The sequence below is a fragment of the Allocoleopsis sp. genome, from assembly GCF_036703385.1.
Classification (GTDB): Bacteria; Cyanobacteriota; Cyanobacteriia; order Cyanobacteriales; family Coleofasciculaceae; genus Allocoleopsis.
In genome coordinates, this window is record NZ_DATNPA010000491.1 from 1 (window position 1) to 17285 (window position 17285).

14 protein-coding genes and 1 pseudogene are annotated in these 17285 nt (G+C 46.9%); 6 read left to right on the top strand and 9 right to left on the bottom strand.

What is annotated here, in order from left to right:
• From V6C93_RS24055 to V6C93_RS24065, 3 genes and pseudogenes are all read left to right on the top strand, one after another.
• Positions 1-623, top strand: a 623-nt coding sequence (locus V6C93_RS24055; protein WP_333479204.1) for a bifunctional ornithine acetyltransferase/N-acetylglutamate synthase, incomplete at its 5' end; no start/stop codon positions are given.
• A 226-nt stretch (positions 624-849) separates the two neighbouring features.
• Positions 850-1398: pseudogene (locus tag V6C93_RS38445) on the top strand (adenylate kinase).
• 59 nt (positions 1399-1457) lie between these two features.
• The gene (locus tag V6C93_RS24065; RefSeq protein ID WP_333479206.1) at positions 1458-1826 is read left to right on the top strand and encodes a hypothetical protein; all 369 of its coding nucleotides are present in this window, start codon (positions 1458-1460) and stop codon (positions 1824-1826) included.
• Positions 1827-1838: 12 nt separating this feature from the next.
• Here the strand turns inward: V6C93_RS24065 and V6C93_RS24070 are convergent, their stop codons facing one another.
• Entirely contained in the window at positions 1839-2462 is a 624-nt protein-coding gene (locus tag V6C93_RS24070; protein WP_333479207.1) for a class I SAM-dependent methyltransferase, read from the bottom strand.
• 111 nt (positions 2463-2573) lie between these two features.
• Between V6C93_RS24070 and hemH the strand changes: the two genes are divergently transcribed.
• Entirely contained in the window at positions 2574-3737 is a 1164-nt protein-coding gene (hemH, locus tag V6C93_RS24075) for a ferrochelatase (RefSeq protein WP_333479208.1), read from the top strand.
• 152 nt (positions 3738-3889) lie between these two features.
• On the opposite strand, the gene rpsU is transcribed toward hemH, so the two are convergent.
• The 3 genes from rpsU to dusB all read right to left on the bottom strand — a co-directional run bounded on the left by rpsU (position 3890) and on the right by dusB (position 5824).
• Positions 3890-4069: a 30S ribosomal protein S21 gene (rpsU, locus tag V6C93_RS24080; RefSeq protein ID WP_190499649.1), complete on the bottom strand. Its 180-nt coding sequence runs from the start codon at positions 4067-4069 to the stop codon at positions 3890-3892.
• 268 nt (positions 4070-4337) lie between these two features.
• Positions 4338-4619 (bottom strand): RNA-binding protein, encoded by a 282-nt coding sequence (locus V6C93_RS24085; RefSeq protein WP_333479209.1) that lies wholly within the window; start codon positions 4617-4619, stop codon positions 4338-4340.
• Between the two features lie 188 nt (positions 4620-4807).
• On the bottom strand, positions 4808-5824 hold the full coding sequence (dusB, locus tag V6C93_RS24090; protein ID WP_349262827.1) for a tRNA dihydrouridine synthase DusB: 1017 nt from the start codon (positions 5822-5824) through the stop codon (positions 4808-4810).
• 520 nt (positions 5825-6344) lie between these two features.
• Between dusB and dnaK the strand changes: the two genes are divergently transcribed.
• Positions 6345-8258, top strand: a complete 1914-nt coding sequence (gene dnaK, locus V6C93_RS24095; RefSeq protein ID WP_333479211.1) for a molecular chaperone DnaK — start codon at positions 6345-6347, stop codon at positions 8256-8258.
• Positions 8259-8663: 405 nt separating this feature from the next.
• Here dnaK and V6C93_RS24100 read toward each other — a convergent pair whose 3' ends face one another.
• The 5 genes from V6C93_RS24100 to hemW all read right to left on the bottom strand — a co-directional run bounded on the left by V6C93_RS24100 (position 8664) and on the right by hemW (position 15766).
• Entirely contained in the window at positions 8664-9878 is a 1215-nt protein-coding gene (locus V6C93_RS24100; RefSeq protein WP_333479212.1) for an HhoA/HhoB/HtrA family serine endopeptidase, read from the bottom strand.
• A gap of 114 nt (positions 9879-9992) precedes the next feature.
• Positions 9993-12245, bottom strand: a complete 2253-nt coding sequence (locus tag V6C93_RS24105) for a CBS domain-containing protein (protein WP_333479213.1) — start codon at positions 12243-12245, stop codon at positions 9993-9995.
• A gap of 495 nt (positions 12246-12740) precedes the next feature.
• On the bottom strand, positions 12741-13682 hold the full coding sequence (locus tag V6C93_RS24110; RefSeq protein WP_333479214.1) for a fused MFS/spermidine synthase: 942 nt from the start codon (positions 13680-13682) through the stop codon (positions 12741-12743).
• A gap of 107 nt (positions 13683-13789) precedes the next feature.
• Positions 13790-14260, bottom strand: coding sequence for a hypothetical protein (locus V6C93_RS24115; RefSeq protein WP_349262828.1), 471 nt, complete (start codon positions 14258-14260; stop codon positions 13790-13792).
• A gap of 243 nt (positions 14261-14503) precedes the next feature.
• Positions 14504-15766: a radical SAM family heme chaperone HemW gene (gene hemW / locus V6C93_RS24120; protein WP_333479216.1), complete on the bottom strand. Its 1263-nt coding sequence runs from the start codon at positions 15764-15766 to the stop codon at positions 14504-14506.
• A gap of 360 nt (positions 15767-16126) precedes the next feature.
• Between hemW and V6C93_RS24125 the strand changes: the two genes are divergently transcribed.
• Entirely contained in the window at positions 16127-17206 is a 1080-nt protein-coding gene (locus V6C93_RS24125) for a PIN/TRAM domain-containing protein (RefSeq protein ID WP_333479217.1), read from the top strand.
• The last annotated feature ends 79 nt before the right edge of the window (positions 17207-17285 follow it).

Here is a 17285-nt window from a genome sequence, read left to right on the forward strand (position 1 = left end):
GGCAACAGATGTTGAGTCGAGCAGCGGATAAAAGCTTCAACCAAATTACGGTTGATGGAGATACCAGTACCAACGACACCTTAATTGCTCTGGCAAATGGTCAATCCCGGACAGCTGCCATTACGGAGATGGGGCCAGAAGCGGAAAAATTGGAGGCGATGCTAACAGCGGTTTGTCAACATTTAGCCAAAGCGATCGCACGAGATGGAGAAGGTGCTACGTGTCTGATTGAAGTACAAGTTTCGGGCGCAGCCGATGACAAAGCGGCGCGTCAAATTGCCCGAAGTATTGCTGGCTCATCTTTAGTTAAATCAGCGATATTTGGTCGCGATCCGAATTGGGGCAGAATTGCTGCCGCAGCCGGTTATGCAGGAGTAACCTTTGAGCAAGAAAATCTCAGAGTTCAGTTAGGGGATTTCTTGATGATGGAAAATGGTCAACCCCTGCCTTTTGACCGCGCGGCAGCGAGTAATTATCTAAAACAAGCAGCGGCAGGTGAGTACTTGAAAGAAGATACTGTTCTAATTGCCGTGAGTGTTGGCAATGGACATGGCACGGGTAAAGCTTGGGGTTGTGACTTGAGCTATGACTACGTGAAGATTAATGCTGAATATACGACTTGAAGTTATTAGTTGTCAGTTTTCCGTAATTGGTTGTAACTGAGAATCGATAGGTATCGTGCCTCTTTTAATAGCTGATTATAGGTAGGGTTATTCTTGCCTGGAGGATAGGCGATCGAGTTCTACGGTCGCCTCCTTTCTATCCAATTTATTCCTTCTAGAGCTGAGTTAAGACATTATCAATCACTATGAGTAGCTCCTTTATTGAGTGATTGTATGAGCAAAGAAGATGAATCAAAACCTTCCAAATTGTGGACAGCGAATTTCGGTAGTCGGTACATCTGGCTCAGGTAAAACTACCCTAGCTTGCCAGATTTCCTAACGTCTTGCTATTCCCCATATAGAACTAGATGCACTCCACTGGGAACCGAATTGGACAGAAGCACCGATTAATATTTTCCAAAAACGTGTAGAAAAGTCGCTCAGTACTAATCGCTGGGTTGTTGATGGCAATTACAGCAAAATACGCCCTATCATCTGGAATCGAGCTGATACAGTTGTCTGGCTCGACTACCCTCTACCCGTTATTATGGGGCGACTATTACAGCGAACATGGCGACGAGTTGTGATGCAAGAGGAACTTTGGAGTGGAAACCGGGAGACGTGGCGACAAACATTCAGCCGCGATTCCATCTTGCTATGGGCACTAAAAACTTATTACAAAAATCGAAGCAAGTATCCCATTCTTTTGGCTCAACCTGAATATATCCATCTCAAGGTAGTGCATCTACATTCGCCCAAAGCTACAGGTCAATGGTTGGCAAATTTGACAGCATAAGAAGTGCGATTCGCTCTCAATCGCGATCGCTTCGCTGCTTTTAGCCCAGACAAAACATCATGCTCAATAAATATGGGATAACCTGCATTGCCTTAATTTTGGGACTTATCCTGATACCAGGTTTAACACTTGCTCAATCACCAGGCTTGCTGGAATCCCGGATTGCTCGAATAGAATCTGAAAATTTCCAACTGCGATCGCAAGTCAGCCGCATTGAGTCTCAACTCGCCCAACTGAGTGGGCGACCCATCCCTCAACCCTCGACGCCAAATCGAGCAGTTCCCCAAATTTCCTCTAGAACCAATAGACGGCAAGTGTCCTCATCAGACCCCATGTTTGAACGCCTAGCTACTTTAGTGATTGAACTCAAAGAGCGCGTACAATCGCTAGAAGCACAAGTCACTGAACTCAAAAAGCGACCAAGATAGAATCCTTTACTTCTACTTCCTTGCTTGAATCACCTGAAGACTCCCACCCGCATACAAGCGATGCTCAAACATCTCAAACCCTGTATCTTTGAGTAAACCCACCAAATCTGTTTCCAATAACTGCCAAGCTGTCTGTGTCTCAAACAACCACAGAAATACCGACAATCCAGGCCAAAATAGCGGATTCGTCGGCTTGTGAAAGTCCACCAACGCAAACACACCCCCTGGTTTAAGCACTCGATAAACTTCCTTAATAATCTGTCTAAGTATAGAAGGGGGCATTTCATGCATTGCCACACTCGTATGCACCAAATCAAATTGAGCATCGGGAAACGGCATCTCCTCAGCTAAGGCTTCAACGTACTTGGCTTGAGGGACATTTCGCTTCGCTCGTTCTAGGGAGACAGGGGAGACATCCAGTCCTGTAACGTTCTGGGAGGATTGCACCAAAAATTGAGTTGCCTGACCACTGCCGCAACACAGATCTAAAACCTGAGATTCTAAAGAAATTGTTAAGCCTTGTAGGGGTAGCTGGTGAAATCGCGCTTCTCCGCCTACACTCAAGGCAGCCAGTCGAGAGATGCCATCATAGAGCCACTGATATTTATAACTCCAAGTCCTTAAAATAGTTGCCACGGCTCACGTCCTAGTAAAGATGTGTATTTATTACTGAGAATTCAAACCACTAAGAGAATATATTGTTAAAATCAGTAACAAATATGAAAGTTTTGGGAAGCTGTAACCACTATGGGTCGTGTTGGGGTTTTATTACTGAATTTGGGAGGACCAGATGAGTTAAGGGATGTCCGTCCCTTTCTGTACAACTTATTTTCTGACCCCGAAATTATTCGCTTACCCTTTTCCTGGCTGCAAAGTCCCCTTGCTTGGTTGATTTCGACGTTACGTGCGAAAAAATCGCAAGAGAACTACCGACAAATTGGTGGAGGTTCACCACTGCGTCATATTACAGAGGCGCAGGCACAAGCTCTCCAAGAACACTTACAAAACAAGGGGAAAGACGCGAGAGTTTATATCGGTATGCGCTACTGGCATCCCTTTACAGAAGAAGCGATCGCCCGGATTAAGCGCGACGGGATTACAGACTTAGTCATTCTACCTCTCTATCCTCAATTTTCCATCAGTACTAGTGGTTCCAGCTTCCGCCTCCTCGAAAAAATTTGGCAAGAAGACCCAGCCCTTAACCGAATTAACTATACGGTCATTCCTTCCTGGTACCAGCAGCCCGGTTACCTAAAAGCGATGGCGCAGTTAATCGCCCAAGAACTCGATCAGTTTCCCAATCCTGACTCCGTTCATATTTTCTTTAGTGCTCATGGTGTTCCTGTCAGTTATGTCACAGAAGCCGGTGACCCCTACCAACAAGAAATTGAGGATTGCACAGCCCTAATTATGCAAACCCTCAACCGTCCCAACCCCCATACTCTGGCTTATCAAAGCCGAGTTGGCCCGGTAGAGTGGCTCAAACCCTATACAGAAGACGCTCTTCAAGAATTAGGGACTCAAGGCACCGAAAATTTGCTAGTGGTACCCATTAGCTTTGTTTCCGAACACATCGAAACGTTGCAAGAAGTTGACATCGAGTATCGACACCTAGCACAAGAAGCTGGTATTGGCAGCTTCCAACGTGTACCAGCCCTCAATACCCATCCTGTGTTTATTGACTCCTTGGCGACGTTGGTGGTTGACTCGCTTGACGCCCCCGATCGCAAGTTCTCTGAAGTGATTCGTCCGGCGAAGAAAGTCAAGATGTATCCCCAAGAGCGTTGGGAGTGGGGAATGACCACAGCCGCAGAAGTGTGGAATGGTCGTCTAGCGATGATTGGTTTTCTGGCTTTGGTGTTGGAATTAATTAGCGGTCAGGGACCCTTGCATTTTGTCGGGTTATTGTAATTGTAGATAGTTATTCAGAATCGAGGGCAGGGTGCGTTCCGGCGCACCCTAGTGTTTATATAGCTTTTAATCTTGAGGACAATAAAGCTGTAAAGGCGTCACTCACGCCTCTACAGGATTACCGCATTGGGTAAAATGCAATAGTGCAAAAATTAGTTCATCCGCCGCTTGCGTCTTCTGGCAACAGCTTTCCGCTTTTTCTTTTCGATAGGGGTCTCAAAGTGACGCAAACGCTTCATATCTGCAAATATTCCCGCCTTTGACACTTGACGCTTGAAGCGCCGTAGTGCAGACTCAATGCCTTCATTTTCACCGACAACCACTTGGGTCATGCTATCTTCTCCTGAGCGTGAACAAATAATTTAGTATGAATGATGTCGATCATCCATGTAAATTTCTAACAAAATGGGTGATAACAAGCAGTTGGATGCACTGCCTTATTTGTAAATTAGTGTCAAAGCAGCGCTATCGAAATATATGCTCACCGCACGTTGATCACCTCACACTACTGGAGTAAAGGGAGAGCAACTTCTGGCTGTCGAGTTGCATCGGGTTAACTAAATGTTGATTAACTAAATATTGATGTCTGGAGAACGAAGCTTAGAAGCGGCGTGAGTAACTACCACTGCGCTTTTGATCTTCGCGAGGCTTTGCCTTGTTGACTTTAAGGCTACGACCCATCCATTCCGCACCATCAAGCTCTTGAATCGCTGCATCTTCCTCAGCTTCTGTTTCCATCTCCACAAAACCAAACCCGCGAGAGCGACCTGTTTCACGGTCTGTTGGAATTTGAACACGTTTTACAGTTCCGTATTCCGCAAAAACGCTACTCAGATCTTCTGGTGTAACCTGGTAGGAAAGGTTACCTACATAGATTGACATAAAAAGTCTCCAGAATCAAATAACGCAGAGATTTAGATCCGGAGAGACGCCTGTAAATACCCAACAGAAACACTGCCACCGAACATAATTCTCGCTAACTACCCTAGCACATCAACTTGTCACCTAACCAGTTGAGCTAAGTAATACGGCATATTGAGATGAATCCTACAGGTAGCTTAGACAGAGTATTAGCCGCCCTGCCGCAAGTCGGCGATCGCTTTCTCCAGTAATTCGACTCCTTGCTCAACCGTTTCAATCACAGCTAACTGTCCCCGCAATTCAGCCGCTCCAGAAAATCCCTTAGTATACCAAGTCATGTGCTTTCTGGACTGACGAATACCGCGATCGCCTTTATACTCCCACAAGGCTTGCAGATGTTCCTGCGCACATTCTAGGCGTTCTTCGGGCGTCGGTGGTGTCAATATTTGTCCAGTTTTCAGGAAGTAGTCAATTTCTCCTACTAAAAACGGATAGCCTAACGTGCCACGGGAACACATGACCCCATCCGCACCCGTTTGTTCTAAGCAATTTACGGCTGCCTCCACGGAGAAGATATCCCCATTGGCAATCACTGGGATAGAGAGAATCTCCTTAACTCGTCCAATCCATTCCCACTGGGCATTGCCATTGTATCCTTGGGCGCGGGTACGTCCATGAACCGTAATCATCTGCGCCCCAGCATCCTCCATGCGTTTGGCAAATTCTAGGATATTAATCTCCTCATCTGTCCAGCCAATGCGAGTTTTTACGGTAACAGGGACAGTAACTGCTTTAACCACAGCCCGCACGATCGCCTCAGCGGTTTCCGGTTCCCGCAATAGAGAGGAACCACCACCGTTTTTCGTGATTTTGTTAACCGGGCAACCCATATTAATATCCACCGTATTCGCCCCTTCCTCAACCGCCATCTGCGCCGCTTCGGCTAAGAAATCTGGACGGCAGTCAAATAATTGAATACTGATGGGCCGCTCGTTGGGGTCTACCTCCATAATTTTAGGCAGAGCTTTAGCGTAGCGTAGGCCGGAGGCATGAACCATTTCCGTATACATCATCGACTCTGGAGCATAGCGCCGCACCAGACGGCGAAACACCAAATCCGTGACGCCCGAAAGAGGTGACTGTAAAACCCGGCTGTTCACTTCTAAAGAGCCTATCTTCAGCGGAGAGGAGAGTCGGGCTTTCAAGCTGGGCGATAGGGAAACCATAGAAGGGATATTGCAGCAATTTAGCTTTTTTATTCTACTGAGTAGGAGCCAGCCATCCTTGAGATTTTCAGTCTTGGCGATCGCATCCCTTTCCCTCATATTCAGTACAAATGTTCTTAATCAAGGGATGACTTCTGGGTTGATCAAAACACAGTAAATGGAAGGTAAAACTCGCTCAAGGCGGCAAACACAACTGATTCATTACGGTTCACACCAATCCCATATACCCCTAAGTTTCATACATTAGACACAGTGAAAGCGAGCGGTCGTAAAAACTTACCGATAGGCATTCATTCCTTGAAGGAGTGGCAAAAGTCATCACCCTTCTAAGAACCGTCCCATCTCAGGTTCGGGAACCCCCCCTTCATGAGACAGGTGGAAAGTGCTCAGTATAGAGAATGGTAGCAGAGCCAATGGTATTGAAATGGGAAACAACTGCGGGTTGAATTCTTAAATGGTTCAATTTTGATGCTCCCCTGCCCAATCCTTATTTGTAGTTAAACGAAACTGGAACACTCTTATGGCAAAAGTTGTTGGAATTGACTTAGGTACAACGAACTCCTGCGTCGCCGTGATGGAAGGTGGTAAACCGACCGTTATTGCCAACGCAGAGGGTTTTCGGACGACACCGTCAGTTGTAGCCTATGCCAAAAATGGCGATCGCTTAGTCGGTCAAATCGCCAAGCGTCAGGCGGTGATGAACCCCGAGAACACCTTCTACTCAGTCAAACGCTTCATTGGGCGTAAATTTAGCGAAGTTACCCACGAGGCTACAGAAGTTTCTTATAAAATCCTTAACGTAAACGGTAACGTCAAAATTGATTGCCCCGCTCAAGGCAAGCAATTTGCTCCGGAAGAGATTTCGGCTCAAGTGCTACGTAAGCTAGTAGAGGATGCTAGCAAATACCTGGGTGAAACTGTTACCCAAGCCGTTGTTACCGTTCCGGCTTACTTCAACGACTCTCAGCGTCAAGCCACCAAAGATGCGGGTAAAATCGCTGGCGTCGAAGTGCTGCGGATTATCAACGAACCGACCGCTGCTTCTCTCGCCTACGGTTTAGACAAGAAGACTCAAGAAACCATTCTGGTATTTGACCTGGGTGGTGGTACTTTTGACGTATCTATCCTCGAAGTGGGTGACGGTGTGTTTGAAGTATTGGCAACAAGCGGCGATACTCACCTGGGTGGTGACGACTTCGACAAGAAAATCGTAGATTACCTCGCTTCAACTTTCCAAAAAGACGAAGGCATTGACCTACGCAAAGACAAGCAAGCGCTGCAACGCTTAACCGAAGCCGCTGAAAAAGCCAAAATCGAGCTTTCCAGCGTTACTCAAGCTGAAATCAACCTCCCCTTCATCACGGCAACCCAAGATGGCCCGAAGCACCTGGATTTGGTGTTAACCCGTGCCAAGTTTGAAGAACTCTGTGCGGACTTAATTGACCGTTGCCGCATCCCTGTTGAGAACGCGGTGCGTGATGCCAAAATCGACAAGAGCGCTATTAACGAGGTCGTGTTAGTGGGTGGTTCCACCCGGATTCCTGCGGTACAAGAGTTGGTTAAGCGGGTTCTGGGTAAAGACCCCAACCAAAGCGTGAACCCGGATGAAGTAGTAGCTGTTGGCGCTGCGATTCAAGCGGGTGTTTTGGCTGGTGAAGTCAAAGATATCCTACTTCTTGATGTCACACCACTGTCTCTCGGTGTAGAAACCTTGGGCGGTGTCATGACCAAGATTATTCCTCGCAACACTACCATTCCTACCAAGAAGTCGGAAACCTTCTCCACAGCTGTGGATGGTCAAACCAATGTAGAAATCCACGTTCTCCAAGGTGAGCGTGAGATGTCTAACGATAACAAGAGTCTGGGTACATTCCGCTTAGATGGTATCCCCCCAGCTCCTCGTGGCGTTCCCCAAATCGAAGTAATTTTCGACATCGACGCTAACGGTATCCTCAACGTTACCGCCAAGGACAAAGGTACGGGTAAAGAGCAATCGATCAGCATTACTGGTGCTTCGACCCTACCCAAGGACGAAGTGGAGCGCATGGTTAATGAAGCCGAAAAGAATGCCTCTACTGACAAAGAGCGTCGTGAGAAGATTGACCGTAAAAACCAGGCAGATTCTCTATCCTACCAAGCTGAGAAACAGCTTAGTGAATTGGGTGACAAAGTTCCATCGGCTGAGAAGACCAAGGTTGAGGGGCTAATCAAAGACCTGCGAGAAGCGATTCAGCAAGAGGATGACGAGCGGATTAAAACACTGACTACTGACTTGCAGCAGGCACTCTATAGTATCAGCACCAACCTTTATCAACAAGCTGGCGGTGGTTCAGAGGGTGGCCCCACACCTCCTGGTGCAGGCGGTTCTGACTCAGGCTCTGGTAGCTCCGGTGGTGACGATGTGATTGACGCTGAGTTCTCAGAAAGCAAGTAAGACGTTGGGATGAGAGGTTAGTGCTGAATTTCCTCGCTTCCCGTAGAGATGGAAACGTCTAATTCAATAAAGGGTTGATAGGTAGCGATCGCGCCTATCAGCCCTTTTTATCTTAATCGCCGGGAAGACCCCATACGCAGCGTAGCGGAATGGGGAAAGCGTCAATTAGGGTGTGATCAATAATTCGTAATTTTTAATTTCCAATTCATAATTCGTAATTCCCCTCCTCATAGAAGTTGCGTTGCTCCTACGGAGCCGCTTCGCTAACGTAGATACTACTTTCTCTGCCTTGTCTCCCTTGTCTTCCAAGTCTGGCCTATCTACTACTATGAGCTGCAACTTGGTATCACTCTCCATTAGAGGCAATGAAGCGGAAAAAAGCACTCAAGTGCATAGTAGGAGATGCTATTCGTCTTTATTTTGTGCTTCCTCAGTCGGGAAAGCTCCTGGTCGCACTTGAAGCATTTGTCTCTTACCTTGGCGCGTCACTTCGACTGGCAAATTAGACCCAACTGTACTCGCTTCAACCTGCTGTTGCACCTCAGCCGCACTCTTAATCGGTTTACTGGCGACTTTTTCGATCACATCTCCAGGTTGGAAACCGGCCTGAGCCGCTGGTGAGTTTTTGGCAACGCTGACAATGATCACACCTGTATCTCGTGTCACTTTAAAGCCAACACTCTTGTCTTCATTCAGTTCTTTCTTCAAGTCCGGTGTTAGCGTCACCATCTTAATTCCCAAGTAGGGATGCTCTACGCGTCCTTTGGTAAACAGCTGATTGGCAACTCGTTGAGCGGTTTCAATGGGAATCGCAAAGCCTAATCCCTGAGCGCCAGCGCGTATGGCTGTGTTAATCCCAATTACTTCACCTTTGGCATTTAAGAGGGGCCCACCGGAATTACCCGGATTAATGGCAGCATCCGTCTGGATAAAGCTCACCCGTTTTTCAGGAACGCCGACTTGAGAACTCGAGCGATCTAACGCACTGATGATACCAACCGTCACCGTGTTATCCAAACCCAGGGGATTTCCGATCGCGATCGCCCATTCGCCTGGAATTAACTTCTCCGATGTTCCTAAACGTACAGTTGGTAATTTATTCGCCTCAATTTTGACCACGGCAACATCAGTTACCGAATCTACACCGACCACCTTTCCTTGAAAGGTCCGACCATCCTTTAGCGTGACTTTCACACTATCTGCGCCGGCAATAACGTGGGCATTGGTGATCAGACGCCCATCACCACTGATAATAAATCCCGATCCAGTTCCTCGCTCTACCCGTTGTTCTGGAGGTGGCATCTCATTCCCAAAGAAGCGTCGAAAGAAGGGATTTTTGAACGGTTCTGGAACGTCTTGGGATGAGAGCTTCCGTGCTGAATCAATCCTCACCACAGCTGGTCCCACAATCTCTACCGCCTCAGCAATAAAGTTGAGGTTGGTTTGAGGAGAAGGACTGAACGGCTTAGGCGGCGAGGGCTGCAAGACAGCCGGGACTGCCTGCGGGGATTCTACCACTTGCTGCTCTGCCATGAGATAACGGCTACCCAACACCCCGGCACCCCCGCCTATGCCTAGCAAAGTCAGATAAAGGGTCAGCTGCTTCAGGGATAAACTCATGGTTTTGGAAACTCTACGCTAGCTTGTGCTCTCTTATTACTTCCACTCTACTCAAAAAAGCTTGGATTAACCGAATACTTTGTCGAGTTTATCCTACCCGATTGATTAAAAATTTTATACCTTAAAGTCCTTGACACAAGACGACTGTAAGCTATCGATGGTAAATCCCGTTGAATAATTTCGTTGTGAAATAGGAATTTCAATCACAAACTCAGTTCCTTGCCCCGGCGCAGAAATACACTCTATCTGTCCACCATGTTTTTTCACTACAATCTGATAGCTAATCGACAAACCCAACCCAGTTCCTTTGCCTACCGCTTTTGTTGTGAAGAATGGGTCAAATAAACGTTGACGCACAGACTCCGTCATACCAGAACCGTTATCTACTATTTGGATAACGGCAAGAAGCGTGGACACAGATGGTGTTTCCCTCACACAGGAGGGCGAGTAAGGAATAGGCTCTCTACCCCTTACTTCTTTGATGCCAGTGCGAAGGGTGATGGTGGGTGAAGGAATAGAGTGTTGAGAATTACAAGTGGCACATTGGACATTTAGGATTCTTAATTCTTCTAGAGCATCGATCGCATTACTGAGAAGATTCATAAACACCTGGTTGAGTTGCCCTGGATAACACTCCACCAGTGGAAGATTCCCGTACTCTTTAATGACTGTAATTTCCGAACGTCCAGTCGTTGCTTTTAGCTGATTCTGCAAAATCAACAAAGTGCTATCGAGTCCCTCGTGAAGATTGACGAATTTCATCTCGGCTTCATCCAATCGCGAGAAGTTTCGTAACGATAACACTAGGTCGCGGATGCGATCGGCTCCCAGTTTCATTGAATTAAGAAGTTTAGGGAGGTCAGATCTGACAAAATCTAGGTCAATTTTCTCCGATTGCTCCTGAATTTCTGCTATTGCCTGGGGATAGTGCTGCTCGTAAAGTTGCAGCAAGTCCATGATGTCCTGAATGTATTGACTTGCGTAGGCAATATTGCCGTAAATGAAATTAATGGGGTTGTTAATTTCGTGAGCAACACCCGCAACCAACAACCCTAGTGCCGACATTTTCTCCGTCTGAATCAGCTGAGTTTGGTAGGAGTGCAGTTCCTGTAGAGTCAGTTTTAGCTTGGTTGCTTGGTTCCTCAATTTAGCTTCACTTTGCCGCAGTGCCGCCTCTACCCGCTGGCGTTCCTGAATATCCTGCTGCAACTGGGCATTCGCTTGAGTAAGCTGAGCCGTCCTCTCCTCCACTTGTATTTTTAATTGATCGTGCGCCTCTAAAAGTGCTAACTCAGCTTGCTCACGCACAACAATCTCATGACGCAGCCGTTCATTGGTTTTTTTTAATTCAGCGGTTCGCTCTTCTACCACATGTTGTAAGACTTCAATAACCCCGTACATATCTGCCGGGTTCAACACTTGTAGCAGACTGGTCTGGGAAACAATACCTACCAATTCTCCATCGCTACCTGTAACAATTAGGCGTCTTACATGATGGCGGTGCATGTCTTCATGGGCATCCCACAAAGAATCTGAGGGACGAAGACAAAATAAGGGTGTACTCATTACATCTTGAGCAATCATTCGCGACAAATCCAGTTCCAACGCCTGAAATTGCACGATATCTCGCTCTGTAACAATGCCAACGGGTATTTTAACCTGGGAATTAGACGTTTGAGTATTGACTTCTCGCTGCTCACTCTCTTGGGTAATCACCACGCAACTGACCTGATGCTCTGTCATCAGCTTGGCTAAATTGAGTACCGAAGACTTGACTGAAGCGTGAATGATCTGGGTAGTCATAACATCTTTGACATACCGCAGTCGCGTTAGAAGATTGACGGGTTGCAGAGCTCTGCGAATACTGTCGTGAGTTACAATCCCGACAGGTTGCCCCTGCTCATCTATGATTGGGAGGTGGCGAATCCGATGTTGGCGAAATAACCCAAGAGCTGTAAAAACGTCATGCTCCTGAGATTTTCTGAGGGTCACGGGTAGTTGGGTCATCACCTCAGTGATTTTGAGGCTTTTTAGGGAAATACCCGCCGCTGTCAGTCTGACAATATCTCGTTCTGTAAAAATCCCAACCAACTGCGACTGTTCCATCACCAAGACGCAGCCATCAACCGTATCAGTGGCCTCAAAAATCGCCTCTTTTTCCTGTCCAACGCAGGCAATCTTATCTCTTCCCGTATTGGCTGGATAGAGTTCTTGGTTTAAGCCGCCATCACGCAGCATACAACTGCGAAATTGACTCATCAGTGCCAGGACATCAACAAGTGGAGTATCGGGAGCCACTGTCAAAAAATGAGTGTCAATCGCATGTGTTAAAGCTAATGACTGAATGGACAGACCATTAGGCTGCATGAGTAATTTCCAAGGTATTAGCGTTTATGGCGCATGGCTACATTCGCGTAGGAGCCTTCGTTCCCTATCGGGGTGATCGTACTGCTAAGTATAAGCAGTTTCTTTAGGAGTGCTAAAGATTAGGATGGCTACGCTGAGAGTGGAAAGGTGAACACCCTGAAGGAGTAAGATTCTTAACAATACAAGTAATGTAGGCAATTGTACGCTGTGATACAGTCAAAATTCTGCTAATTTTTTAAACCTTGCAATAAATCCTTACATTTGCGCAACCCATTTTTACAATTTTTCAGCGGTTAAATCATGGGTAATAGAAGGTTACGGATTAGAACGCAACTTGGTATAAGCTATTCCACATGTAAATTACATAGTCGGGACGGGCAAGATGCCCATCCCACAAGATTGTTGTCAACAGCACTAGTGCAAACTAGAGGCAGAGCAGCTTAACAAGGACTAGCGAGAACGAGAGATTCAATTTCAGCGCTCGTCTCAAGTCTCCTATCCGCGTGAGCCTTTTCCGAAGAACTTCGGTGGTTCTTTCAGGGTATAGACTTGGGTTTCTTGTGCGATCGCACGGCGGATATGAGCAGGGGTTTGCAGGAGTCCCAATAGGCTTATACCATCGATCAGGCGAAAGCCACCGGTCGTCTTTTCGCTCAGTAGTTGGTCGATCGTGGCGGGATCAGGTTGAGTTGCGATTGCTTGTGTTGAAGCGATCGCAAAACCCCAAGGTGCGCCATAGCTGGGGGTGTGAGAGCTATAAGAATGCACATTGGGAAATATTGTGCCTAGAGTTTTTACGAGACGAGCATGAAGTGTCAGTTCAATAGGTGACACCGAGCCAGCTTGCAGCACGAAATATCCTCCCGGTGCCAGAACCCGCTGAACTCTCTCGAAATACTCTTTTGTAAAGAGTTGAAATGATGGCCCTTCTTCAATAGGGTCAGACAGATCTGAGATGACAATATCCCACTTCTGATCGGTCGTATCTAAAACTTCCAGAGCATCACCGATTACCAGCTTGGTACGTGCATCATCAAATGCATTTTGGTGCATCTCTGGCATATGTTCGCGGCAGGCTTCTACCACCTCACCGTCAATATCCACCATCATCGCCTGCTCAACACTCTTCCAGCGGAGAATTTCGCGCACCGTCGCTCCTTCACCGCCTCCCAAAACGAGGACGTTGCGAGGGTTTCCATGACAAATCATTGCTGGGTGTACGAGGGGTTCGTGGTAAAGAAACTCGTCGCCCGTACAGGATTGCCACTTTCCATCCAAAACTAGCCCTTTGCCATACGCACCCGTTTCAACGATGTACATTTCCTGGTAGGCAGTTTTCTTGTAAGCGAGAACTTGGGTTACGCCATGAACATAAATATCCCAAGGCGTGATGTACTCGCTGACCCACAGATCTGCACTCACTTGGCTACCGGCCATAACATACCCTCCTTTCCCCTAATTGGCACAAATAGTCATTATTACAGAACAAGGTTAAATTTCTATCTGAGTGGAGGAAAGTTGGATCGCGGGGCTTTTATTTCATCTTAAGGAAGAGTTTTTTCCTCGGGGCTCTCAAAAAGTGTCAATACTTGGTCAAAAAATTCATCACCAGCACGGGTTTGCAAAATCGAGCGGGCTAATTCAATTAACTCAGCATCTGGCTGCTTATCGCTCTCAATCAATTTGCTAGCGGGATAGAAGGTAAGGTCGTCTGTTCGCATTTCATTAGTCCTTCCAGTTTGCCAACCAGAAGCTTGTGGCCTCCAAGAAAGCGATTTACCACGCAAAGTAAATTGAAACCATTCAATTTTTCCCTGACGCAGTTCCACAAACACATCAAAATAAGGCTCCCCGCCCTGGTACCAGACTCGACGCGTACCTTCCTCCTTGGCTGGGGTTAATAGCCTCTGATCGATAGGTCTTAGGGAAGCACCCAGTGCTGTAATTTCATTTTGATCCATCAGCGTAATCATTTCGTGTCCAGCTGCCTGGTTCATCCAGTAATACTTAACCATGTTCGAGGCGGCGTCGTCTCTAGAAATATCTCTAACTTGATACACAGTTCCTAGCTATTGTTCCGGATGTGAGTGCCAAACCAAGCCTTGTCTAATCAGGTACTACATAAAAGCTGTGACTAATTCAAGCAAACATTCCACTAATTTATCAAGTAGAAAGTATAAATATGAACAATTTAACGAATAATCAACTCCTTTTCTTTGATGGAAGTATTGAGAGAGGAGGCCGGGAGAATTTAAATTTTATTCCAGATGGCTAAATAAATCAGCGAGAACTATATTGGAAAATAAGAACCCTTCTGGGTCACTGAGCCTCAGCTGTCCACTGTTCGGAAGTTTTTGGGTATTTTGCAGCTCAATCATCTCTCCATTTGCCCCAACTACTTCTACCCATGCATTACGGTAGTATGGCTGCAAAGCTGCCCAAATTTGTTCGAGGGTTTTTTCTCCAAACTGTTGAGTTAAGGTGGACAGAGTTAGTCCTTCGGCTAAACGTAGCCCTAGCATTAAAGTTTCTAGCAAGACATCTGTTTGTGATGTCCTTGAACCATCAAGGATGCCACCTGCCTCAATGAGCTGCTGTACCCAAGCATAATATTCCCGTCTAGTGCGAGGTCGGGTGAACCGATGCCCTTGGACATAGCTAGCGGCTCCCATACCAAAACCATAGTAGGGTCGGTTTTCCCAATAAACCCGATTGTGGCGGCATTGATGACCGGGCAAAGCATAGTTGGAGATTTCATAATGCTCGTAACCCGCATGGCTGAGGATTTGCTGCGCGAGGCGGTACATCTGGGCAGCCGTGTCATCAGTTGGTAGGGGTTTGGCACCGGGTGCGTACTGCCGTCCAAAAGCGGTGACGGGTTCAACAATTAGGTCATAGCAGGAGATATGGGTGGGAGCTAGATGAACAGAGGCTTCAAGAGATTCCTGCCATTGTTCTAAGGTTTGATTAGGCAACCCAGAAATCAAATCAACGCTGAAGTCGGGAACCTCTACTTTGCACAGTAGATCAACTGCTGCAAAGATATCATTGGCGTTGTGCGATCGCCCACAAACTCTCAACAATTCATCCTGAAACGCCTGAACACCCAAGCTGATTCGATTCACCCCGGCAGCCTGGTATCCTTTAAGCTGTTCCAGACTGAATGTTCCTGGGTCCATTTCCATTGAAATCTCGACCCCGGCCGTTACCCCAAAGTGCTGGTCTATTATCTCCAAAATGCGTCCTAGCTGTTCAACCGATAGCAGCGACGGTGTCCCGCCGCCCAAAAACACGGTTTCTAAAGAGTGCCCAGACGATGGTGTCGTTGCAATTTCTTGGCACAACACCTCGACATATTGCTCAATTGTGCCTGAGGTACTCCCTGTCGCTTGATCGCCGACCACAGACACTGGAAAATCACAGTAGTAACAGCGGCGTCGGCAGAAGGGAATATGAATATAGGCGGAACTGGGAATTAGAGAATTAATAACTTTCTCAGCGTTTTGTAAGGAATTGACCATGTTCTTTTCACCCCAAGACTTCAAGGCTGAAGCTAATTCTGAAGACTTGATTAACACTTATTAATGAAATGAGTCTTTTGCTTGGATTTACAGTTACACGCTGGCAACTCGAAAACTTCCCAGCCCAGGGATTGCAATCAATGTACAGATAACCCTTGAGGTAGATTTCTACTTGGGAGTAAGAAATCTATATGTCAAATATTGTTGCTCGTTATACAGGGACATGGCAGTTTAGTTAAGCCGCTCGACTCACGAAAACAAAATGAGCTGAAAGATATAATGAATCTGATTGCTCTTATATCATTCTTTTGTCTATTAAATTCCTTATGGAATATCAACCAAATTACTTGGATTGGAACGATGCTTGATTTTGTTATCATACTTTTATTCATCCTAGCAGCCGCAGGGCTAGGGTTCGATAGCGTTGAACTGCTGCCCCAATCCGTACAGGATCAGGCTTCTAACCTAGAAGCTTTACGCTTGGTCACGGCTGTCTTTGGTGCCATCATTGGATTTGCGGTTGGCTTGATGGTGCAGGTTACCTACCGTCGCTTCCAAGCACAAGTGCGCAAAATGCCTATAGAGGTGCTTTTGACCAGGGCAGTTGGTCTAGTGCTGGGACTGCTGATCGCTAACTTGATGCTGGCACCGATCTTCTTGATACCGCTTCCGTTAGATTTTGGCTTTATTAAGCCCCTAGCTGGGATTTTGGGCAGTGTCATGTTTGCCTTTTTAGGTATTAGTCTGGCGGATACCCACGGTCGCACGTTTTTACGGTTGATTAACCCCAACAGCATAGAAAGCATTTTGGTGGCAGAAGGCACACTTAAACCTGCATCTAGCAAAGTTTTAGACACTAGCTGCATTATTGATGGTCGCATCGAAGAACTGCTGAATACAGGTTTTGTCGAAGGTCAAATTCTGGTGTCACAGTTCGTCTTGCAGGAGTTGCAGCAACTGGCTGATGCCGCCAACGATCAAAAGCGTATCCGGGGACGCCGTGGCTTAGAAATTCTGAATCGGATGCAACAAGCTTACCCAGACCGCTTGGTGATTCACCCGGCTGATTACGAAGACGTTAACACCGTAGATGCTAAATTGGTGCGTTTCGCTCAGGAAATCAATGGCACGCTTGTAACGAATGACTACAACCTGAGTAAAGTGGCCAATTTACAAAAGGTGCCTGTGCTCAACGTGAATGATCTTGCTCAAGCCGTGCGCCCCATCTATCTACCAGGCGACAGCATTGAGTTGAAAATTCTCAAGGAGGGCAAAGAACCGTCGCAGGGCGTGGGCTATCTCGACGATGGCACAATGGTTGTTGTGGAGGAAGGGGTTAGCCACCTTGGTGGTGAACTGCGGGTGATTGTGACATCCGCGTTGCAGACTTCAGCAGGGCGGATGATTTTTGCTCGACCCCAAGCATCGGTTGCGGCTTAAGGCGAGGAGTGGTTTTGTTCGTATCAAACGATTGAGCCGGTGCCTCTAATTGGCATCGGTTCTGGCTTAAGGGCGGGAA

Bases quoted from the DNA above. Each gene is read 5' to 3' on its own strand.
- V6C93_RS24065 (WP_333479206.1), top strand. From the start codon at position 1,458: ATGCTCAATAAATATGGGATAACCTGCATTGCCTTAATTTTGGGACTT.
- hemH (WP_333479208.1), top strand. From the start codon at position 2,574: ATGGGTCGTGTTGGGGTTTTATTACTGAATTTGGGAGGACCAGATGAG.
- rpsU (WP_190499649.1), bottom strand. From the start codon at position 4,069: ATGACCCAAGTGGTTGTCGGTGAAAATGAAGGCATTGAGTCTGCACTA.
- V6C93_RS24085 (WP_333479209.1), bottom strand. From the start codon at position 4,619: ATGTCAATCTATGTAGGTAACCTTTCCTACCAGGTTACACCAGAAGAT.
- dusB (WP_349262827.1), bottom strand. From the start codon at position 5,824: ATGGTTTCCCTATCGCCCAGCTTGAAAGCCCGACTCTCCTCTCCGCTG.
- dnaK (WP_333479211.1), top strand. From the start codon at position 6,345: ATGGCAAAAGTTGTTGGAATTGACTTAGGTACAACGAACTCCTGCGTC.
- V6C93_RS24100 (WP_333479212.1), bottom strand. From the start codon at position 9,878: ATGAGTTTATCCCTGAAGCAGCTGACCCTTTATCTGACTTTGCTAGGC.
- V6C93_RS24105 (WP_333479213.1), bottom strand. From the start codon at position 12,245: ATGCAGCCTAATGGTCTGTCCATTCAGTCATTAGCTTTAACACATGCG.
- V6C93_RS24110 (WP_333479214.1), bottom strand. From the start codon at position 13,682: ATGGCCGGTAGCCAAGTGAGTGCAGATCTGTGGGTCAGCGAGTACATC.
- V6C93_RS24115 (WP_349262828.1), bottom strand. From the start codon at position 14,260: ATGGTTAAGTATTACTGGATGAACCAGGCAGCTGGACACGAAATGATT.
- hemW (WP_333479216.1), bottom strand. From the start codon at position 15,766: ATGGTCAATTCCTTACAAAACGCTGAGAAAGTTATTAATTCTCTAATT.
- V6C93_RS24125 (WP_333479217.1), top strand. From the start codon at position 16,127: ATGCTTGATTTTGTTATCATACTTTTATTCATCCTAGCAGCCGCAGGG.